The organism is Gemmobacter fulvus (genome assembly GCF_018798885.1).
In the GTDB taxonomy this organism is placed as follows: domain Bacteria; phylum Pseudomonadota; class Alphaproteobacteria; order Rhodobacterales; family Rhodobacteraceae; genus Gemmobacter; species Gemmobacter fulvus.
On record NZ_CP076365.1, the window covers coordinates 21,949 to 41,103 of the forward strand.

Here is a 19,155-nt window from a genome sequence, read left to right on the forward strand (position 1 = left end):
CGCCCGCGACTCCAGTCGCCCTAAAACCGAAACGCCGCCAGCCCCGTCCCTACGGCCCTTTTGATGGAGAGCGGGCCGGGGCTGGCTCATCTCTCAATCCCAAGGCCCCGCATAACCCGCACCATGCACAGGAATAAGACGCTTCCATAGAGTCAGGATAACGCATGATGAAACATCGCGCGATGGCGGAAATCCGCAGAGTGGGCTTTCGAGCTATCGTTTATGTGGACAGCACGCCCGCGGCGGCGTTTTGCCATATGCTGGACGGTATGACCCCGGAATCTCTTGAGGCGCTGATGTTCAAACTGACAGGTTCCGTTAGCGGCGGCACAATTCTGGTGACAGATTTGGACGGTAATCCAGTCGAGCCGATCTGTCGATTTGCTGCCTACTTGCTGGCGAAAGCATATTCGCCCAACACCGCCCTCGCCTATGCGCGCGACCTCATTCATCTCTGGACCTTTCTCTCAACACAAGGAATTCATTGGACCTCCTTCTCCCCTGAACTCTCAGCCGCCTTCCTGGGGCACCTTCGGTCGGTGCCAGCCAATCGCAAGCGCCGGGACACTTCGATCAGACTTGTGGTGAGTGAGGGGGCGCCCGTTGCAAAAGGACTGTCGGCCGCCACGATCAATCGCGCCCTTGTGGCGGTCGACGCCTTCTATCGTTGGGCGATTTTCACCGGAGCGTTCAGCGTGGCAAACCCGATCGTGAAGAAACAAGATCAAACATCTTGGCGGGTGAGCGACAGGCACAGGCCGTTTCTGACTGGGATTTTACGGCAGAGGTCTGAGGTCAGAGAATTGCGCCTCAAGACCATGCAGCGGCTTCCAAGACCGATGAATCAGCAACAGGTCGAAGGCCTAATGGCCGCCACGCGCAATCTCCGCGATCGCAGCTTGGTATTGCTGATGCTGAACGGAGGCCTTCGCCCCGGAGAAGTCCTCGGCTTACATCTGGCCGATATCGGCTACGGGCGCCGCCGCATCTTCGTGCGCTGCCGCGATGATCATCCAAAGGGCGCACGATCGAAGTCCCGCGTCGAGCGCGTAGTCGATTTGCATGATGGCGAGACACTGGAAACCCTGAACGCATACGTCATGCACGAACGACCAAGTGATGCTGACATTCCTTTCGTGTTCCTGGTCGGCGGCACAGGCGTAAACCGTCAAGAACCGCTGTCCTATTCTGCGCTGGCGCGACTTTTCGCTCGCGCATGTGAGCGCGCCGAGATCCGTGAGCCGTGGATGACCCCGCACGCCCTTCGCCACACCCATGCGACGCGCATGTGGGAGGCAGGGATGCGAGAACTGACATTACAGAAGCGATTGGGTCATGCCTCGCCGGAATCGACCAGAATTTACACAAGGGTATCCGACGCCGTAGTGGTCGCCGAGTATCGACACGCCTTGGGTCTGGACCGTCCTTCGCAAACAACGGACGGAGAGGCTCTGTGACCCATGTATCGCCAAAATCGGACGTCGACCGCCCTGTCATATTTGAGCACGCAGACGAAGCTGACTATGCGGCATTTCTGGCGCGCATCCCGATGGCTGACAGTTTTCGCCGCAAGCGGCTGATATACCGATCCACGTTTATTGAGAGTTGGCCGGATATCAGGGATTGGTTCGCTGCCCCCCTGCCCATCAGAATTGGCTGCCTAAATGGTGACAAGCAGGCCCACCCGACTTATCCGGTCAGCTTTCGGGCCCGCAGCTATCTTTATTACGCAGCCATGACCGACCGAATCCGGTTGGACTACGATTTCCTGTTCGCAGTCGGGAACATGCGTGTGGCGGAGACGATGGAGCCATTGAACGCCTATGAGGGGCTCGACGCATTGGTCGCGGACAGTGCGAAGATTGGCTATTCCGCAACCGGCGTGCAAGCAGCGCTCCGCGTGGTTTTGCCACGCCTTGCGATGAACACGGGTGTTCGCTCTTTCGGCGAACTTCGCCAGCATCACCTCGACGAAATGATCGCAGGTGTCGACGCCTTCGCCGCACGGCATGACACTCATATCTTCCGAAACGAGAAAGAAGACTTCCCGGCAGGCTTTCAGCGCAGCTGGCGGGTCAAAACCCGCGTTCTGCAGCTGCTCCTCTTCCAAAACGGGAATGATGTCATCCGGCCTCAGATTATCCAAGACAAACGCAAGCCGATCGCTTCGCCGAGGCCAGACCTCCAGGAATGGGCAAACCGGTGGCTTGAGAGAAAGCGGGTCAGTCTTGCTCGCCCGACGGTAGATCACATGGCCGTTTCGATGAGGCATTTTGTGACTTACTTGTCTACCCGACAGCCCAACATTTTGAACTTTGCTGATATCAATCCTGAGCTTTTCAACGATTACCTTCGCCACCTTCAGTTCGACATTGCACCACGCACAGGCGCGCCGCTGTCCATAAACGCTCGTCGAGCAAGGGCGGGCACTGTTGCCAAGTTCCTGTCTGATGGCGCGGCATGGGACTGGCCCAATTTTCCAACACGGCCGATTCTTGATCCGAACGATCTGCCGAAGTTGGCACACCGCGTGCCAAGGTTTATTCCAGAGGACCAGCTGTCGCGCCTTATGGCGCAGCTGCCGAGCCTCGAGTGTGAGTTTCAGAAGGCAGCGCTCCTGATCGCCCGCTGGTCTGGCGCTCGGCGGGGAGAGGTGATTCGGCTCCGCTTGGACTGCCTGGATCAGTATCCCGACGGGACCTTCCGACTGCGGATACCCGCTGGAAAGACTATGCGGGAACGCCTGGTGCCTTTGCATGACGACGCCGCAACGGCATTGCACGAAGTCATCCAGCGACGGCTCGAAGCCAACGACCGTCCGATCCGGGATGACAAGACTGGCGACTTGGTCCGCTATGTCTTCTTTCGCCGCAGCGGGCGGATGTCGGCAGACTATTTGCTACAATACCCCCTGAATCAGATGTGCAGACTCGCCGGGCTGGTCGATCAAGATGGAAAGCCGATAGTTACCAGCCATCGGTTTCGGCACACTGTGGGCACGCAACTTGCCGAACGAGGTGCCAAGTTGCACACGATCATGAGCGTCTTGGGGCATCAGACGCCGCACATGTCCATGGTCTACGCACGGATCAGCGACGCCGAAGTGCTGCGCGACTACCGCAGCGTTCTGGGACCCGGCGAAATGATTGCCGGACCGGGCGCAGAAGCGATCCGCGCAGGAAAGCTGTCATGCGCGGCGATCGACTGGCTTAAGTCGAACTTCATCAAGACCGAGCTCGAACTTGGCCATTGTCTACGCCTGCCGTCGGAGGGACCTTGCGAATGCGACCTGTATCTCAGCTGCGCCAAGTTCGTCACGACTAAAGCTTACGCTGGTCGGCTGCAAGAGCGGAGAAAACTCGAGTTAGTACTTGCTGAAGATGCGCGCGAGCGGGGATGGTCTAAAGAGGTCGAACGACATCAGAGCACAGCATCGCGCATCGAACGTCTGTTGAAGGATCTGGGTGAAGAAGCCGACCCATAGCAGTGAGCGAACGACAAATAAGCTATGTTGACATCGGATTGCGTCGGCCAAACCGCGCGCTATAGCAAACTCATACCAGATGTCATGATCTTCGCACGGAAGCCCAGACCATCGCTACCCAGAAAGCTGTCCGAAACGTCATCGCGCCGACAGTGCGCGCCTCGAAGGCATCCCCCACAAAAACCCGCCAGCCGAACACGGCAAACACCGTTGCGTTCGCGATCAGGATGGTCAGCGCGACGGGCAACGCAAGCCGATGCCCGATCATCAGAAGCCGGCCGCCAATGACATAGGCGAAGCCTGCGAGGAAGTTGAACCACAAGACAAAGGGCACGACGGCCCCCATGTCGACCAAGCCGAACAGGGCCGATCCACCCGATATCAGCTTCAACAACCCAAAGGCTATGGCCGCTACACCGGCGATGTGATGCGTTTTCATGTCTGCATCTCCTTGCGGGCAAACAGAACCAGTTGCACCTCCAGCAGGCGCATCCCCTCGGGCACGATGTCAAAGCTGCGCGAGCCAAGGCTCCACCGGATGGCAATGCCCTGAACAAGCGACGTCAGAAGCACGGCGGCATCCTTTGGCTGAACGCCCGCACCCATCATCCCGGCTTGGGCCATGGCATGCAGGTTTGCCACCAGATGCGCCTGATACTGCATCAGAACCCCACGAAACCGGTCGCGCAGGGCGGCATTGTCCACGTTCAATTCGCGGGAATGCAAAATGGCCGGAAGCGCGGGGGTTTCCCCGATCTGCTGCAACTGTGCGGCGATCAGCGCCCTTAGCCGTGCCTGCGGGCTTTCGCTGTTCGTCACAGCCTGTTGCCACGCGCATTCCAGCCGATCCGCGATAGCGTCCCCGACCGCGGTCCAAAGCTCCGCCTTTGTCGGGAAATGCCGGAATATCGCGGCTTGGGTCACGCCGACCTCTTGCGCGATTTCATTGGTCGTCAGCCGGTCCGGGCCGATACGGTCGGCCAAGTCCAGAACGGCGGCAATGATTTCGGTCTTGCGATCCTCGGCGGATTTGCGACGCAACATGGGGCACCTCTTGTAAGTAAGTAATTACTAACATAATCTGCAAGCCAAGCAAGCTGATTCGCCAGACCGAAAGGACCGCCATGCCAAGCCCCAAAGGATACACCCGTCTTCAGATCGCATTGCACTGGGGCGCGGCCCTGCTGATCGTGCAGCAATACCTGTTCAAGGATGCCATTGCTGCCGCATGGGACGCGACGACGAAAGGTCTGGAAACCACCTTCAATCCGCTGGTTCTGGCCCATGTCGCAGGCGGAGCGCTGGTCATGCTGTTTGCGCTGTGGCGGCTGTCGATCCGGGCACGGCGCGGCGCGCCCGCCATGGTCGGCGACAATGCGATGCAGCGCGCCTTGGCAAAGGCCGCGCATGTCGGGCTTTACGCGCTGATGATCCTGATGCCGCTCAGCGGGTCGATGGCCTGGTTCGGCGGCGTCGATCTGGCTGCGCAAGGGCACAACGTGCTGAAGATCGTGCTGCTGGCACTGGTTGCGCTGCATTTTGTGGGCTCGCTGTATCACCACTTTGTGCTGAAAGATGGCCTGATCAACCGCATGCGCCGGGCCGAGGGCTGAGCGATGCGCAGAACCTGGATCCTTGGCGCGGTTGCACTGGTTGGGCTGGCGGCGGCGGGCTGGTTTCTGACCGAACGGCCCCTGACTGTGACGGTTGTCGTGGCTGAAACCGGGGTGCCCTTGCGCCTTTACGGTCTAGGTTCCGTCGAGGCCCGGATCCTGTCGCGCGTCGGGTTCGAAGTTGGCGCGGCATTGGTGTCGGTGTCGGCAGATGCAGGGGATGCGGTCAAGGCCGGACAGGAACTGGCCGCCTTGCATCCGGCTGAGCAGATAGCGCGCGTTGCGCGGGCGCAGGCAGCGGTTGCGGCAAATGCCGCCGGTCAGGCCAAGGCCGATGCCGCAGTGGCGCGGGCGCAGGCAGTTCTGGCACAGCGCATTGCCGCGAACGATCGACAGAAGGAACTTGCGCGGCAGGACGTCGCCTCTATCCAGCGAGCCGAGGAGGCACAGCGCGACGAGGATGTGGCGCGGGCCGAACTGGCCTTGGCCGAAGCCGATCTGGCCGTGATCAGCGCGCAGGGCGCAGATGCGGCGGCCGCCTTGCAACTGGAACAAACCTTGCTCGCCCATCACCGGCTGGTCGCACCCTATGATGCGGTTATTGTGGCCCGCAATGTCGAGCCGGGCACGGTGGTCAAGGCCGGAGATCCGATCTTTATACTGGTTGATCCCGCAACCGTCTGGGTTCAGGCCTTCATCGACGAAGAACGCGCCGGCCAACTGGCGCTTGGCCAAGAGGGCGTCATCCGCCTGCGGTCACAGCCCGCGGCCGAGTTTCACGGCACCGTCGCCCGGATCGGGCTGGAAAGTGACCGCGTGAACGAAGAGCGCCGCGTCTGGCTGACCTGTTCCGACTGCCCCGAAGCGATGTTCCTTGGCGAACAGGCCGAAGTACGCATCCTGACCGGCATACGCGACAACGCGCTGATGGTGCCCGAGGTGGCGATCACCGGCTTTGACGGCTTTCGCGGCATAGTCTGGCTGGTGCAGGATGGTCGGTTGCGCCGCGCCGAGCTGACCTTTGGCGCGCGCGACGACCGGGGCCGGGTCGAGGTGACAGGCGGCCTGCCCGAGGGTGCCGCGATTGTCGCCATGCCGCCGAAAGGCGCCGACGAAGGCAGACTGGCCCGGATCGGGGACGCGCCATGAATCTGGCGCTGAAAGACATCCGGCATGGGCTGTTCCGCTTTGTGCTGACCTGCTTTGGCTTGGGCCTGCTGATGACGGTCGTTCTGGCGATGATCGGCATCTACAATGGCCTTGTGGCTGATGCGCTGGCGGTGGTCGAGGCCCCCGCAGCGGATGTCTGGGTGGTCGAGGCGGGCACCAAGGGGCCTTTCGCCGAAGCCTCCTCCATTCCCGCCGACAGCCGCAATACCGTGGCGCGCATGCCCGGCGTGGCCGAAGCGGGTGCCATCAATTACCAGACCGTGGAGGCCCCGTTTCTTGACCGGACCTTGCGGCTCTACGTCGTTGGGTATGAGCCGGGGCGACCGGGTGGCCCGCAGGTCATCGCTGAAGGGCGCGGCATCGGCACCAGCCATTTCGAACTGGTGGCCGACCGCAAGACCAGCCTTGTGCTGGGTGATACCATCCGCCTTGGCCGCAACCGCTTTACCGTGGTCGGGCTGGTCGAAGGGGCGATGAACTCGGGCGGCGATCCGGCGGTCTATATGACGCTTGCCGATGCGATGGCGCTGCAAACGGAACTTGCTCCGGCAGATCAACGGGTGCAGGCCGCGCGCGGGGCGGGGGCGGTCAAGTCGGCCTCGGTGGCGGCGGTAATCGTGCGCATCACCCCCGGCGCGGATGTCGATTTGCTGACAGCAACCTTGCGGCAATGGAAGCATCTGGCGGCCCTTAGCCAGATCGAACAGGAAAATATCCTGCTGGCCTCGGTCGTGGACAAGGCGCGGCGTCAGATCGGGCTGTTTCTGGGTATCCTGCTGGCGGTGTCGGCCGTGGTGATCGCGCTGATCATCTACACCATGACCATGGAAAAGCTGAAGCAGATCGCCACGCTGAAACTGATCGGCGCCCCCGACCGCACCATCATCGGGCTGATCGTGCAGCAATCGCTGATCCTTGGGACCGCAGGTTGGGGCATCGGTCTGATCCTGATCCTGCTGGTCAAAGATGTCTTTCCGCGCCGCGTCGTGCTGGAGCCGTTCAACGTGGCCGTTCTGGCCGGGATCATCGTCGTGGTTTGTCTGGCCGCCAGCGGTCTGGGCGTGCGCGCGGCCCTGAAGGTGGACCCCGCCACCGCGCTGGGAGGCTGAGCCATGGCGATCGGTGATATTCTGGTCGATGTGCAGGCCGTGGCCAAGCACTATGGCGATGGCGAAACCCGCGTCGATGCCCTCCGCCAGGTTGACCTGCAGGTGCGTGCAGGCGAGGTGATCGCACTTCTAGGGCCGTCGGGGTCTGGCAAGACGACGCTTCTGAACATCATCGGCTGCATCCTTGACCCGTCCTCGGGCCGCGTGGTGCTGGACGGTGATCCGGTCTTTGACGGCAAATGGCTGCGCAGCGATCTGCGCCGCCTGCGGCTGGACAAGATTGGCTTCATCTTTCAAGCGCACAACCTGCTGCCCTTCCTGACGGCGGCAGAAAATGTATCCCTCGTCCTCGACCTTGCCGGTTGGGCGCCCGAAAAGGGAAAGGAGCGGGCAAAAGAGCTTCTCGATTATCTCGAGGTCGGCCACCGCGCCCCGGTCAAGCCCGCACTGCTGTCAGGGGGCGAGGCGCAGCGGGTTGCCATCGCACGCGCGCTGGCCAACCGCCCGCGGATCATCCTTGCGGACGAGCCGACCGCGGCATTGGACAGCAAACGCGCACAATTGGTCATGGACCTGCTGCGAAAGCTTGCCGCCGAACAGGAAGCCTGCATCCTGACGGTCACCCATGACGAGAAAATCTTCGACCGCTTCGATCGGCTTATCCATCTGCGCGACGGAAAATTGGCAGATGATTAGTGCCTAAGGACAGTCAAGCATAAACAGATGAATCGGAGATGCGCGACAATCGCGATAGGCCACAGGGACCTCCCCGCCGTCCGCACCGCCAGCGCTTTGATCCGCGCAGTGCGGACGGCGGGGTCCCTCCTATGGACTATCGCTACCCTTGGCGCCAAGAAAATCCTTGCCTGTCCAGGTAACATCTAACCAGGCATGCACCGCGATGAAGTCGTCGACCGTGCCGCCCCATTTCTTCACCGAGGACAGGGCGTGATGATAGGGATGTGCCATCGCCGCCCCCTCAGAAATCATGGGTGAAGAGTTCGGACGAGGTGTACCGCTTGTGTGGTTGCCGCCCGTGATGCAAGGAGTTTTCAGCCTAAACGGATCAGATCGAGTGCGGTCTTGTGTCAGGCCTTCTGTCGTAGCCGTGTCGTTGGCTGCAGGCCGGTATGGTGATCTGCGGATCAGGTCCAGAACTCGTTGACGGGCTTTTTCGCTCCGAGCGATTCGCTGGTTTTCCTGACCCAGATCTGTTCGATCATTTCGCCCATTCAGGTCGTCGACTTCCTACACCTCTGTCGCCAGCAACAACTGGCGCCAGATTCTCTTACGTCGCCAAGCCAGTTGCTGGCTCTCGGTAATCCTCTTGTTTGGTCAGCATCGCCCAAATCGTCCGGGCCATCTTGTTTGCCAGCGCAATTGCCACAAGCATCCGCGGCTTCTTCGCAATCATGCGCGCAAGCCATGACCCTTCGGGGACCGTCTTCCTGCCCATCCAGTTCAGACGTGACATGGCACCGACAATCAGGAGCCGCCGTATGTCAGCTTGCCCTGCCTTGGAGATACGGCCGAGCTTCTCGCGGCCTCCCGACGAAAACTGGCGCGGGACAAGCCCAAGCCAGGCAGCGAAATTTCGACCGCCTTTGAATGTCGACATTTCTGGAGCAAAGGTTTCTACAGCGAGCGCTGTCAGAGGGCCCACACCCGGCATGGTCTGAAGTCGCCGAGCGACGTCATCCTTCGAGGCCAATTCCTTGGCAGTCTTAGTCTTCGCCTCAATCCGAACCGTCTGTTCCCGGATCTGTGCTATGATATCGAGACACTCGCTCCGAACTAGAGATGGCAGATCGCTGTTTTCATCAGCGAGAATTTCCTCGATCCGCCGAAGGTTGCGAATGCCCGAAGGCACAACATGCCCGAATTCGTAGAGGATCGACCGCAGCGCATTGACTGCAACCGTGCGCTGCCGGATCAAACGCTCCCTTGACCGAAAGAGGACCGCGCTTGCCTGCTGATTTTCGTCCTTCGTGCCTACAAACGTCATCTCTGGACGCTGAGCTGCGATCACAATCGCTTCCGCGTCGGCCGCGTCGTTTTTTTGTCGTCTGACGAAGGGGCGCACATACTGCGGGGCAATCAGCTTCACCTCGTGGCCAGTCTTGACCATCTCGCGCGCCCAGTAATGCGCGCTGCCGCAAGCTTCCATTACGAAAACGGACCTGGGCTCAGCTGCGAGAAACCGGCGGAACTGGCTTCTGGTCAACCGCTTGCGAAACTTCACGACGCCTGTCATCGAAGCGCCATGCACCTGAAATACTGACTTCGCCAAATCCACGCCGATCATCGTTTCCAACATTCTTCATCCTCTCCGCATGATGGGTGATGCCCCACGTCATCCTGGCACACAGGCGTGGCCGCTGGGGAGGGCGGCAACCACCCCATCTCGTTGAACTCGAGGTGGATGCAGCGGGCCGCAGCGTCGAAGCAGAACTCGCCCCAGGCGCCGTCGTTGTTCTCCCAACCGCCATGGGTGTCGGAGAGAAAGTCGTAGGCGAGTTGCTCGACGACATCTTCCAGCGAGAGCTGCCGCATCTCGACCTCTGGGTCGTCCCAGGTCAGGGCGGCGTATGCGATCTCGGTCGCGGGGAAATCGACCGCTGTCTCGCCGGACCATGCGCCGATACTTTCGATCTGGCCGCTGTCTCCAGCACCGTCGAAGGTGACAGTGACATGGGTGATGCCGGCGGCGATGAGGCCGTCGAAGAGACGATCCTTGTTGCCGGGGCGCAAAGCTTCGATCCGGGCCGCGCGCTCGGAATGAGCGGCGAAGATCTGCGCCATGTCGACGGTCGTGGGGGCCATCGGCGGCGCAAGGGTAGGTTCAGTCAGGGTCATCGTGTGTCTCCGGTAGAGGGAAGGGATCGGATCCGGTCCGGACGATCTCTCTCCCCCGGACAAGCTCCAAATCCCCCCATGCCCTTCTCTGCCTCTCGGGCCTCACGCCGCGAGTTGCAGCGCCCGGGCGGCGAAGGCGCGCCAGAGCGGGTCGACAAGACGCCCGTCCAGAAGATCGGCGCGGTGGCGCAGCCGCTGCGCGAGATCGGGCTCTCCCCAAGTGGCCGCGCGGCCCGCCTGCGCGCGCAACTGGCTCGCCTCGGTCACGACGCCCCGCGCTTCGGCTGCGCTCGTGACCGGGTGGCACCAGCCAGAACAAGCCGCTCATCGCGGTCTAGGATGGCCAGAAGCTGCGGCGCGGCATCCGGAGCTATCCCCTCGGCGTGGTGGATCGCGTCCTGCATGGCCTGGGCCAGCGTCGCGAAACGGGAGAGGACGAGCGGAGCCGCGCGGCCCGACATGAGATCAGCCGGTGCGCGGCGCGACAGGGTCAGGGCGAAGAGGTGGTTGGGGTCGGTGTCGCCCGAGGGAAAATGTTGCGGGACGCCCCGCGCGTCGACGGTCGGGTGGATTGGCAAGGGCAGGTCGAACATGGGAAGCTCTCCGACGGCGCGGGAAGCCTCTCTCCCCGCCTCATCCGTCAAAGACCAAAACGCCGCCCTCTTCCTCGAAGGGGCGGCGGTGGCAAGTCGGAAAGACGCGTCAGAGCTTGCCGAAGGCCCGCAGGCTCAGCTCCGTCCCGGCACCGACGATGATGTGGTCGTGCAGCGTGAGGCCGAGATACCTGCACCCCTTCTGGATCTCCTTGGTCATGCTGAGATCGGCTTCCGAGGGCGTCGGATCGCCCGAAGGGTGGTTGTGGATCAGGATCAGGGCGCTGGCGTTCAGCATCAGCGCCCGCTTGATCACCTCGCGCGGATACACCGGGACATGGTCGACCGTGCCGGTCGAGAGAAGCTCTGCGGAGATGATGCGGTTCTTGCGGTCGAGGTAGAGCACGTGGAAGCGCTCAATGGGCCCTCTGACGCTGAACGCGCAATAGTCCATCAGCGCCTGCCAGCTGCCGATGACGGGGTTTTGGCTGAGATAACGGCCGAGGATGTCGCGGGCCTCGAGGATGACGGTTTCTTCCTGGGGGGTCATGAAGGTTCTCGCTGAAATGCGCAGGCCGAAGCCCCCTGCCCTCTCGGGGCGGGGCCAGTGGCATGCATTTGGAAGGGGAAAGCGCGACCGCCGCGCGCGAGGGCGGTCGCGTTGCCGGGCCCAGCCTCAGCCGACCCGGTCGAGGAGCTTCTTGGCGCGCCCTTCCATGTCGAGGCGCGCATCTTGCTGGGTCTTGTCGCGCGCAAGGCGCGTGATGCCCTGCACGAAGTCGAAGATGCTTTCGGGCGGGCGGCCCTCTTCCATCAGGACTTTCTCGATGATCTTGCCTGACTCCGCCTTCGAGAAGCCGCGCTTGCGCAGGAAGTCATCCCGGTCCTCATCCGTCCGCGCGACGATCTGCTGCCGCGCCGCCTTGATGCCGTTCACGAAGCCCTGCGGCGAGGAATTGGCAAACCGCGTCAGCGCGGGCGCGGCCTCATGCGCGAAGCGCGAGGCTGCATATTTCGAGTGGCGGATGGTGATCTCCTGGAAATCCTCGACGCCCCAGAGGTTGCGGTTCTGGCACACCGCCCGCAGGTAGAAGCTTGCCATGCCGAGGGTCTTGGCCCCCACCTCGGAGTTCCAGCAGTAGAAGCCCCGGAAGTAGAGATCGGGGGAGCCGTCGGGCAGCCGGCCCGCCTCGATCGGGTTGTGATCGTCAACCAGGAACAGAAAGACGTCGCGGTCCGAGGCATAGAGCGTGGTCGTGTCGCGGCTGATCTCGACATCGGGGTTGTAGACCCCGGTCGACCAGTCGAGCACGCCCGGCACCTTCCAGCGCGTGTCGCCCGTGCCATTGCCCGCGATGCGCTGCACCGCCTCGACCAGTTCGTGGTCATGGATGCGGCCATAGTCGGGACCGGTCACGGCGCGCAGTTCGGTCCGGCCATCCTCGGTCTCGAAGGTCTTCACTTGCTCTGCGCGGTGGTTGGCAAGCCCGTATTGCAGGTTGATCCCCGCCAGCGGCGCGGGCAACTGCCGCAGGTAGGAGGCCGGGGCGCCGACGATGCTCGCAAGCTGGCCGAAGGCCCAGTGCGTGGGTGCCACCGGTTCATGTGCCTTCGGTAGCATCAGGTGCAACCGCTCGGCGCTGTCGCGCGCAGCCTCGACCCGGATATCCGCCGTCTGCACCACCCGGCTACGGCTGCGCTCGGAGCGACCCTTCACATTGGCCCAGAGATCATCGAGCGACAGATACCGCTCGTCATCGGGCCGGTTGAACCATTCGGACGACACCCGCCCGTTCCGCTCACCCCGGCTCGCGTCCACTTTCCAGCCACCCACCCGCGCCGGTGCGACCGGATCCAGAACTTCAGCAACGCCCATCGGCTATCTCCCGCGACGGGCGCCGGGAGCCACTCTCCCAACCCTCAACCCGTCACCGGAAAACCGGCAATCCTCTCACTCTCGAAATCTTGGCATGATCGGCTGCAATTCCGACGAAGCGGCCGTTCACGGTTTTGCCTCGAACGGCCGCTTTCTCCGTTTCTCAGGCCAAAGCCGTTGCTTCGATCTCGAAGAGAAGTCCGGGAATCGCGAGGCGTGTCACCCCCAATAGCGTCATCGGCGGGGCCACTTGATGCGGGCCAAATCGCATGCCCATCAAGTCGAAATTCTTCAGCGCTTCATCGACATCGGTCGCGAAAACACCGAGCTTCACGACATTGCTCAGGTTCATGCCTGCGTGCTTCAGAACGGCCTCGAGGTTGTCGAGCGCCGCGCCGATCTGACCGCGCATATCACCGGGATGCAGCGGGTTGCCTTCGCGGTCGACGCCGGTTTGGCCCGCGCAGATCAACTGACGGGTAGCTCCGTCGATGATTTCGGCCTGATTGTAGCCCAGCTTGATCGACCAATCCCAAGGATTCACAGCTTTCCGTTCCATGTTGCAAGTCTCCTGTTTTGCTTTGCTGGAAACCGTGTAGATTGAAACAGTGCCAAAATCTGTCACCTTATATGCTAAGGTGAGGGTATGGATATTCGCATCAGACAAGACGCCATCGTGCGCATGCTCCGCCGCAACGGGACATCCACGATCAAAACGTTGGCCGAAGAGGTCGGCACCTCCCGCCGCACCGTGTTGCGTGACATCATCGCGCTCCGGAATCAGGGCTATGTGATACATTCCGATGTCGGTCGTGGCGGCGGGCTTCAGCTTGATCCGCAGTCCGTCCAGACGAATGCGCGGCTATCAGTGCCCGAGGTCTTCGCCCTTCTGATCAGCGTCGCCGCCATGCGCGCGGCTGGAAACCTACCGTTCTCGGAACTTGCGGATGCTGGACTGGCCAAAATCGAAAAGTCGCTGCCCGGCGACAAGGTGAAAGATCTGCGCGCCTTTCTGGACTGTCTGCACATCGGTAAGCTTTCACCGCTCCAGAACCTGTCGGACATGGGCAAGATGGACCGAGACCTGCTACCGGCGTTCGAGAAAGCATTTCTTCAACGCGAATTCATCCGCTTTGATTATCGCGATGCGAAGGGCCAGCTTACACGGCGCGAAGTCGAACCGCAGGCCATGCTCATCCTGCCGCCGCTTTGGTATCTTGTGGGATGGGACCCCGGGCGCGAGGACTTCCGTCATTTCAGGATGGACCGGATCGGCAAGCCAGAGGCTGTAGCGGGAACAAGGTGTCGTCGCCGCCACGTTCCGTTTGAAGATGATGTCTGTCCATACAGCGAATTGCAGAAGCGCTCTTGATAGCGGTCATCCAGGCACTGGGCAGCATCGGTCAAATTGGGCTCAAAGCTGCCTTGCGGCAGTGCAGCGAACCCGGCGGGTTGCCCCCCCTCGGGCCCGGCGGGTTTCCCCGCCGGGCCCGAGGGGGTGACCCTGTTCTTCAGAACGGGATCTCGTCGTCGCGGTCGACCAGCTCGGGGTTTTCGTTTTCGGCCGACTTCGGGCGGCTCAGGAAGTCGACCTTCTCGGCGATGATCTCGCAGCCGTAGCGGTCGTTCCCCATGCTGTCGATCCACTTGGTGTAGTGGATGCGGCCATGGACGAGGACCTTCATGCCCTTTTCGCAATGCTCCGCGACCGTCTTGCCGAGACCGTTGAAGCAGGTGATGCGGTGCCATTCGGTGTCCATGACCCGGTAGCCGTTCTCGTCGCGCAGGACGCGACCTTCCGAGAGGCGGGGGCGGGAGGTGGCGAGGCTGAAGTTGGTGATCTTGGTGCCGCCCTGGGTGGTGCGGACTTCGGGGGTCTGACCGATGTTGCCGGCGAGGATGACGATGTTCTGCATGGGTTCGCTCCTATGTGTCCTGTCTTCGGGACCGTCCCTTCGACAAGACCCGGAAAAAGCCCGTCGGGTGACGCGTGCACGGTGGACGGAACGGACGCCGGAAACCCCCAGAGGACCGGGGTGGAGCGGGCAGCCCCGAAGGGGCAACACGGCCCGGACTGACGCGGGGTTGCGCGCGAGAGCCCGAACGGGATTAGGGGATTGTCAGTCGAAGGGATGGCCCGGGAGACAGAGATGCGCGGGGAGCCCATGCCAGAACTTGTTACCTTGCCAATCGGAACAGCCTGACCCCCAGTTCAGTACCTCACTGGCGACGATATGGTGACCAACAGCCTTTGCCACCCCTGCCCTTGCCTTGCGGGAGTTGCGGCACCCTACCGCGACGGGCTATCGATACCGGGACATTCAGGACACGGACCGCATCAATGGCTGATTACGATCTCGAGGCACTGTCGCTCAGCGAGCTGAAGAAAGTGCAGAAGGACGTCGCCAAGGCGATTTCCACATTTGAGGATCGGCAGAAGGCGGAAGCCCGTGCCAAGGTGGAAGCTCTCGCCCGGGATCTGGGTTACTCCCTGGCCGAACTCGTCGGCACCGAGACGAAATCCTCCCGTGCGCCTGCAGCGGCGAAATACCGGCACCCTGAGAACCCGGCACTCACCTGGTCCGGCCGCGGGCGCAAGCCGCAGTGGTTCGTGGAGGCGTTGGAGGCAGGAAAGACCGCGAGCGACCTAGCCATCAGTTGAAGGCTTGACCTACGCTTTCGGCCCGTTGCTGCCGTTCGCTTCTTAGCCGGGCGCTGCGGCGCAGCTTCGTCGAACCGGTCATTCGTCCATCGCGCAGCATTTTCGGAGGGTGAAGGTCGGCAGAGCGGACATAGATGCCGGTCGCTTATCTCCGCCTTGCCGATGCTATCGGCCCACTGCGGACCTTCAAGATAGCGCAGCACGCCTCGGCTGAGACGTCAATCAGCCTGACGAAATGAGCTGGGATCTACGGCTGCTCCCAGCTAATGGGGAGTCCGAGAATCTGTTGCTGCACGGCACGTCACCCAAGTATTGGCACTTATGCCTTTCGACAGTAACTGTGAACGAAACAGGAACCCGATGGGGTCAAATGAAAGAATTAAACTTTCAAGGTTAGTTGCCTGTTTTGCCGGATCGATTCCGGCGAATTGCTCGCTCATCGGGTCTATCTGGGCGACCGCATCCTGGCCTTCCTCGACCTACATCCGATCCGCGCAGGCCATGTGCTTGTCATTCCCAAAGCACATCATGTCTGGTTTGAGCCCACATTTCCCAAGTAAGGCGCTGATTTCGCTGTCCTGACCATTATATTTCCTATATAAAACATGGTGTTGAAGGCTGCGATGGGCGCGTTTCATGGATCACCCAGAGGGTGCGGGCTTGCAACGGGCAGATCGGGTGGATTTCGACCCTCGCGTGCGGCTGGAATTTCGCGGCACGCAGCTCAGTTCCGACGGCGGCCTTCTGGTGATGCGCGAGCTTGATGACGCGCTCGGGTTGTCCGATTTGGCGTCAGCGGCGCTGCGCGATACTCGCTCTGGCAAGAACACGGTCCATCGGCTCGACGGCCTGTTCCGGCAATCAGTCTTTGGGCGGCTGGCCGGATACGAGGATGTCAACGACGCCAACCGTCTCGCCTGCGATCCGGTCATGCGCCAAGTTGTCGGCGGCAGAGCGGTCGATGCACAAGCGGCCTCGGCATCGCAGATGGGACGGTTCGAGACCGAGACGCTGGCTCTGGCCGGGAACCGTGCCGCGCTGGCCGACCTGAACGGGCAATGGATCGACCGGTTCCATGACCGTAACGGGCTGAAGTACATCGTTCTGGACATGGACAGCTCGGTCAGCCCGACCCATGGCGACCAGGAAGGGTCCGCCTGGAATGGCCATTTCGACTGTAGCTGCTATCACCCCAACTTTCTGTTCAACCAGTTCGGGATGCTGGAACGCTGCGCCCTGCGCCATGGCAACGTCCACAGCGCCGATGGCTGGCGTGATGTTCTCGACCCCGTCATTGCGCGCTACGCGGAGCGCGACCTTGGTGGCAGGTTCTTCCGGGCCGATGCTGCCTACGCGATCCCGGCGATCTATGAGCGATTGGAAGAAGCGCGGTTCTTCTACGCCATCCGGCTGCCCGCAAACGCGGTCCTCAAGGACAAGATCGCGCATCGGCTAACGCGCCCTGTCGGGCGGCCGTCACTGACCAAGGTCAAGCGGTTCTTCGAGGAATTCGAGTATCAGGCGGCGTCCTGGGACAAGGAACGCCGGGTGATCGCCAAGATCGAATGGCATCCGGGCGAACTGTTCCCGCGTGTCGGCTTCATCGTCACCAACCTGCCGATGGAGCCGGACTGGGTGGTGCGGTTCTACAACCAGCGCGGCACCGCCGAGCAGCACATCAAAGAGGGCAAATACGCCTTTCGCTGGACGCGGCTGTCGTGCCGGAAGTTCCGCGACAATGAGGTGCGGCTGCAACTGCACGCCCCGGCGTACAATCTGGCCACCTTCTTGCGCTGCATCGAGCTGCCCGAGGCCATGGCCGACTGGTCGTTGACCAGCCTGCAACTGAAGCTGATCAAGATCGGGGCACGTGTGGTCCGTCACGCCCGCACCATCACCTTCCAGCTGGCCGAGGTCGCTGTCACCGGCACGATGGTACGCGCCATCCTCGCCGCTATCCGCCGATTGCGAGCGCCACCGCTATGCGCATGATCGCGATCCACGCTCAAACTGAACGAAAGCGGCTGGACAGATCTGTCCGCTGCGCTGAAAAACGCCGCCCCTGGGCAAGGAAACAGCGGCTTCGCGGTCTGATCCGTCCAGATCCAGCAGTCTGCGCGACCGCAGGTGCCGCTTGCGGCAGAAAATCCTTGTCTAGCGCTCGGATACAGGCGATCTTCACCTCAAACGACACGCCACTTGGGGAATGCAGGCTGGAATCTACAGGGTCAGATCGACAGTATGAAATTGGAGCGGGACGGCCATGACCTATCAGTCAGCCCATGAAGAAGTACATTTCGTCAACCGCAGCGGTTGGTTGCGGGCCGCGGTGCTCGGCGCCAACGATGGGATCGTCTCGATCTCGGCGCTCATCGTGGGCGTGGCGGTCGCCAATCCTTCCGCAGAGGCGGTGTTGATTGCAGGCGCCGCGGGATTGGCCGCCGGGGCGATGTCGATGGCGGCGGGGGAATATGTCTCGGTCAGCTCACAATCGGATATTGAAGGTGCTGACATCGCCCGTGAGGCGCAGGCTCTGCGCGAGACACCCGCGGAGGAGGAGGCGGAACTGGCTTCTATCTGGGAGAGCCGAGGGCTCTCGCCCGCGACGGCAGCGCTTGTCGCGCGCGAGTTGACCGAAGCTGACGCGCTTGGGGCCCATGTGCGCGATGAACTCGGCCTCTCTGAGGTGCATAGCGCCAATCCCTTACAGGCTGCCTTTGCCTCTGGGCTCACGTTCACTTTGGCCGGGGCTGTGCCGATGGTTGCTGCGCTCGTCTCACCCGCAGAAACTGTCGCCGTCGTGGTTACTGTGACAACGCTGCTCGCGCTTGCCGTTCTCGGGGCTCTCGGGGCTTGGGCCGGCGGAGCCAAGTTGTTGCGACCAACACTGCGTGTGGTCTTCTGGGGCGGTGCCGCGATGGCAGTGACCGCCGCTATCGGGAAACTATTTGGGGTCGCGGTTTAGGCAGGCAGGGGGGCTATCCCCCCTTCTTGGGGATCGGGGGAAAGGTATTTTAGAGTTCAAAAGGGCCCGGCTTAACGGCTCTGGCATTGTCGAAGATTTGGTTGATGAAACTGCTGCCTCTCTATCAGCGGCGGAGGTTTGGGGGATCGCCAGCCTGCGCAAGCCCATAGCTGAGGCCCTTGCCAATCCGGTGCGCGAGGGCTGACCAATTGCGGGCCTGATCTATTGTGAGGTTAGCAGCCAGCACTTTATCAAAGAGGTCCAGCCATATTGGAAACATCTCAGCGCGTATGTCTCCTGCCTCTTTGTGAACGAACATGGGGTTTCCATCGTAGCCCTGTTCGCGCAGGATCGCGTTACGCCAGAAAGACATGATCCTGCTTTCATGCTCTGACCAATCCGTGACGTGCCGTGCAAAAACTGGCCCAAGAACTGGATGGTGGCGAATGTCTGCGTAAAAGCGCGCGACCACCACGCCGATTTCTTCGGCGGTAATGTCAAACCTACGCGCATTCATACTGGCCCCCTTTCACCTGCCTCTGTGTCACGAGTGTTTCCTCTGCGCATGGCTTCTAGGTCATGTTGACAAATGGCGTATCCATAGACGGATCGAGGTGATGTCGATGAAGCCGAGGAAGCTCTGGGCGGTCTTGTCGTAGCGGGTTGCGACCCTTCGTGCGTTCTTGAGCTTGTTGAAGCACCGCTCGACGAGGTTGCGCAACGAATACAGCTTGAGGGCCTGCCCGAGGATCAGGAAACGCGGCTTACCAGCCGCGCGCAACGTTTGGCGAAGCGGATGAAATCGATATATGGGGTTAAGCGCGTAG

General features: G+C 61.6%; 20 protein-coding genes and 3 pseudogenes. 11 read left to right on the plus strand and 12 right to left on the minus strand.

Annotation, left to right across the window (positions count from 1 at the left end):
- Nucleotides 1–164 precede the first annotated feature (164 nt).
- Both KM031_RS20990 and KM031_RS20995 read left to right on the plus strand, forming a co-directional pair.
- Nucleotides 165–1,457, plus strand: coding sequence for a tyrosine-type recombinase/integrase (locus tag KM031_RS20990; RefSeq protein ID WP_246567443.1), 1,293 nt, complete (start codon nt 165–167; stop codon nt 1,455–1,457).
- Entirely contained in the window at nt 1,454–3,484 is a 2,031-nt protein-coding gene (locus KM031_RS20995; protein WP_215507773.1) for a site-specific integrase, read from the plus strand. Before KM031_RS20990 ends, KM031_RS20995 begins: the two co-directional genes overlap by 4 nt.
- Nucleotides 3,485–3,566: 82 nt before the next feature.
- On the opposite strand, the gene KM031_RS21000 is transcribed toward KM031_RS20995, so the two are convergent.
- Nucleotides 3,567–3,923 carry a hypothetical protein gene (locus KM031_RS21000; protein WP_215507774.1) on the minus strand — a complete coding sequence of 119 codons (357 nt, stop codon included), beginning with the start codon at nt 3,921–3,923 and terminating at the stop codon, nt 3,567–3,569.
- A complete protein-coding gene (locus tag KM031_RS21005) occupies nt 3,920–4,528 on the minus strand; it encodes a TetR/AcrR family transcriptional regulator (protein WP_215507775.1) in 609 nt (202 codons plus the stop codon). Before KM031_RS21005 ends, KM031_RS21000 begins: the two co-directional genes overlap by 4 nt.
- A gap of 80 nt (nt 4,529–4,608) precedes the next feature.
- Between KM031_RS21005 and KM031_RS21010 the strand changes: the two genes are divergently transcribed.
- From KM031_RS21010 to KM031_RS21025, 4 genes are read left to right on the plus strand one after another with little or no spacing between them, the layout of a single operon-like run.
- Nucleotides 4,609–5,097, plus strand: coding sequence for a cytochrome b (locus KM031_RS21010; RefSeq protein ID WP_215507776.1), 489 nt, complete (start codon nt 4,609–4,611; stop codon nt 5,095–5,097).
- 3 nt (nt 5,098–5,100) lie between these two features.
- Complete coding sequence (locus KM031_RS21015) at nt 5,101–6,246, plus strand: efflux RND transporter periplasmic adaptor subunit (RefSeq protein ID WP_215507777.1); 1,146 nt, start codon at nt 5,101–5,103, stop codon at nt 6,244–6,246.
- Nucleotides 6,243–7,376 carry an ABC transporter permease gene (locus KM031_RS21020; protein WP_215507778.1) on the plus strand — a complete coding sequence of 378 codons (1,134 nt, stop codon included), beginning with the start codon at nt 6,243–6,245 and terminating at the stop codon, nt 7,374–7,376. The genes KM031_RS21015 and KM031_RS21020 overlap by 4 nt, the downstream gene beginning before the upstream one ends.
- Before the next feature lie 3 nt (nt 7,377–7,379).
- Nucleotides 7,380–8,072 carry an ABC transporter ATP-binding protein gene (locus tag KM031_RS21025; RefSeq protein WP_215507779.1) on the plus strand — a complete coding sequence of 231 codons (693 nt, stop codon included), beginning with the start codon at nt 7,380–7,382 and terminating at the stop codon, nt 8,070–8,072.
- A 183-nt stretch (nt 8,073–8,255) separates the two neighbouring features.
- Here KM031_RS21025 and KM031_RS22730 read toward each other — a convergent pair.
- The 7 genes and pseudogenes from KM031_RS22730 to KM031_RS21060 all read right to left on the minus strand — a co-directional run.
- A pseudogene (locus KM031_RS22730) lies at nt 8,256–8,345 on the minus strand (DUF6915 family protein); the annotation flags it as partial.
- 319 nt (nt 8,346–8,664) lie between these two features.
- Nucleotides 8,665–9,693: an IS110 family RNA-guided transposase gene (locus KM031_RS21035; protein WP_215507780.1), complete on the minus strand. Its 1,029-nt coding sequence runs from the start codon at nt 9,691–9,693 to the stop codon at nt 8,665–8,667.
- Complete coding sequence (locus KM031_RS21040; protein ID WP_246567446.1) at nt 9,678–10,232, minus strand: DUF6878 family protein; 555 nt, start codon at nt 10,230–10,232, stop codon at nt 9,678–9,680. The genes KM031_RS21035 and KM031_RS21040 overlap by 16 nt, the downstream gene beginning before the upstream one ends.
- Before the next feature lie 102 nt (nt 10,233–10,334).
- Nucleotides 10,335–10,825 (minus strand): annotated as a pseudogene (locus KM031_RS21045) (DNA repair protein RadC).
- 109 nt (nt 10,826–10,934) lie between these two features.
- A complete protein-coding gene (locus KM031_RS21050; protein WP_215507782.1) occupies nt 10,935–11,375 on the minus strand; it encodes a JAB domain-containing protein in 441 nt (146 codons plus the stop codon).
- Nucleotides 11,376–11,501: 126 nt separating this feature from the next.
- Nucleotides 11,502–12,701 carry a DUF932 domain-containing protein gene (locus KM031_RS21055; protein ID WP_215507784.1) on the minus strand — a complete coding sequence of 400 codons (1,200 nt, stop codon included), beginning with the start codon at nt 12,699–12,701 and terminating at the stop codon, nt 11,502–11,504.
- Between the two features lie 163 nt (nt 12,702–12,864).
- Nucleotides 12,865–13,260 (minus strand): RidA family protein, encoded by a 396-nt coding sequence (locus KM031_RS21060; RefSeq protein WP_139086600.1) that lies wholly within the window; start codon nt 13,258–13,260, stop codon nt 12,865–12,867.
- An 87-nt stretch (nt 13,261–13,347) separates the two neighbouring features.
- On the opposite strand from KM031_RS21060, the gene KM031_RS21065 reads away from it, so the two are divergent.
- Nucleotides 13,348–14,073 (plus strand): helix-turn-helix transcriptional regulator, encoded by a 726-nt coding sequence (locus tag KM031_RS21065; RefSeq protein ID WP_215507786.1) that lies wholly within the window; start codon nt 13,348–13,350, stop codon nt 14,071–14,073.
- Between the two features lie 139 nt (nt 14,074–14,212).
- On the opposite strand, the gene KM031_RS21070 is transcribed toward KM031_RS21065, so the two are convergent.
- A complete protein-coding gene (locus KM031_RS21070) occupies nt 14,213–14,617 on the minus strand; it encodes a single-stranded DNA-binding protein (RefSeq protein WP_090271194.1) in 405 nt (134 codons plus the stop codon).
- 425 nt (nt 14,618–15,042) lie between these two features.
- Between KM031_RS21070 and KM031_RS21075 the strand changes: the two genes are divergently transcribed.
- The 4 genes from KM031_RS21075 (at nt 15,043) to KM031_RS21090 (ending at nt 18,328) form a co-directional block, all read left to right on the plus strand.
- On the plus strand, nt 15,043–15,363 hold the full coding sequence (locus tag KM031_RS21075; RefSeq protein ID WP_215507788.1) for an H-NS histone family protein: 321 nt from the start codon (nt 15,043–15,045) through the stop codon (nt 15,361–15,363).
- Nucleotides 15,364–15,791: 428 nt separating this feature from the next.
- Entirely contained in the window at nt 15,792–15,923 is a 132-nt protein-coding gene (locus KM031_RS21080; protein WP_245739662.1) for an HIT domain-containing protein, read from the plus strand.
- 76 nt (nt 15,924–15,999) lie between these two features.
- Complete coding sequence (locus KM031_RS21085; RefSeq protein WP_215507790.1) at nt 16,000–17,355, plus strand: IS1380-like element IS1247 family transposase; 1,356 nt, start codon at nt 16,000–16,002, stop codon at nt 17,353–17,355.
- A 271-nt stretch (nt 17,356–17,626) separates the two neighbouring features.
- Entirely contained in the window at nt 17,627–18,328 is a 702-nt protein-coding gene (locus tag KM031_RS21090) for a VIT1/CCC1 transporter family protein (protein WP_038068518.1), read from the plus strand.
- 124 nt (nt 18,329–18,452) lie between these two features.
- On the opposite strand, the gene KM031_RS21095 is transcribed toward KM031_RS21090, so the two are convergent.
- The gene (locus tag KM031_RS21095; RefSeq protein ID WP_020952701.1) at nt 18,453–18,845 is read right to left on the minus strand and encodes a group III truncated hemoglobin; all 393 of its coding nucleotides are present in this window, start codon (nt 18,843–18,845) and stop codon (nt 18,453–18,455) included.
- A gap of 60 nt (nt 18,846–18,905) precedes the next feature.
- Nucleotides 18,906–19,064 (minus strand): annotated as a pseudogene (locus KM031_RS21100) (transposase); the annotation flags it as partial.
- Nucleotides 19,065–19,155: the final 91 nt, after the last annotated feature.

Excerpts from the sequence above, each read along its gene's own strand:
- KM031_RS21015 (WP_215507777.1), top strand. The coding sequence starts at position 5,101 with ATGCGCAGAACCTGGATCCTTGGCGCGGTTGCACTGGTTGGGCTGGCG.
- KM031_RS21050 (WP_215507782.1), bottom strand. The coding sequence starts at position 11,375 with ATGACCCCCCAGGAAGAAACCGTCATCCTCGAGGCCCGCGACATCCTC.
- KM031_RS21070 (WP_090271194.1), bottom strand. The coding sequence starts at position 14,617 with ATGCAGAACATCGTCATCCTCGCCGGCAACATCGGTCAGACCCCCGAA.
- KM031_RS20990 (WP_246567443.1), top strand. The coding sequence starts at position 165 with ATGATGAAACATCGCGCGATGGCGGAAATCCGCAGAGTGGGCTTTCGA.
- KM031_RS21090 (WP_038068518.1), top strand. The coding sequence starts at position 17,627 with ATGACCTATCAGTCAGCCCATGAAGAAGTACATTTCGTCAACCGCAGC.
- KM031_RS21000 (WP_215507774.1), bottom strand. The coding sequence starts at position 3,923 with ATGAAAACGCATCACATCGCCGGTGTAGCGGCCATAGCCTTTGGGTTG.
- KM031_RS21060 (WP_139086600.1), bottom strand. The coding sequence starts at position 13,260 with ATGGAACGGAAAGCTGTGAATCCTTGGGATTGGTCGATCAAGCTGGGC.
- KM031_RS21020 (WP_215507778.1), top strand. The coding sequence starts at position 6,243 with ATGAATCTGGCGCTGAAAGACATCCGGCATGGGCTGTTCCGCTTTGTG.
- KM031_RS21075 (WP_215507788.1), top strand. The coding sequence starts at position 15,043 with ATGGCTGATTACGATCTCGAGGCACTGTCGCTCAGCGAGCTGAAGAAA.
- KM031_RS21065 (WP_215507786.1), top strand. The coding sequence starts at position 13,348 with ATGGATATTCGCATCAGACAAGACGCCATCGTGCGCATGCTCCGCCGC.
- KM031_RS21025 (WP_215507779.1), top strand. The coding sequence starts at position 7,380 with ATGGCGATCGGTGATATTCTGGTCGATGTGCAGGCCGTGGCCAAGCAC.
- KM031_RS21055 (WP_215507784.1), bottom strand. The coding sequence starts at position 12,701 with ATGGGCGTTGCTGAAGTTCTGGATCCGGTCGCACCGGCGCGGGTGGGT.
- KM031_RS21005 (WP_215507775.1), bottom strand. The coding sequence starts at position 4,528 with ATGTTGCGTCGCAAATCCGCCGAGGATCGCAAGACCGAAATCATTGCC.
- KM031_RS21035 (WP_215507780.1), bottom strand. The coding sequence starts at position 9,693 with ATGTTGGAAACGATGATCGGCGTGGATTTGGCGAAGTCAGTATTTCAG.
- KM031_RS21010 (WP_215507776.1), top strand. The coding sequence starts at position 4,609 with ATGCCAAGCCCCAAAGGATACACCCGTCTTCAGATCGCATTGCACTGG.
- KM031_RS21040 (WP_246567446.1), bottom strand. The coding sequence starts at position 10,232 with ATGACCCTGACTGAACCTACCCTTGCGCCGCCGATGGCCCCCACGACC.
- KM031_RS21095 (WP_020952701.1), bottom strand. The coding sequence starts at position 18,845 with ATGAATGCGCGTAGGTTTGACATTACCGCCGAAGAAATCGGCGTGGTG.
- KM031_RS21085 (WP_215507790.1), top strand. The coding sequence starts at position 16,000 with ATGGATCACCCAGAGGGTGCGGGCTTGCAACGGGCAGATCGGGTGGAT.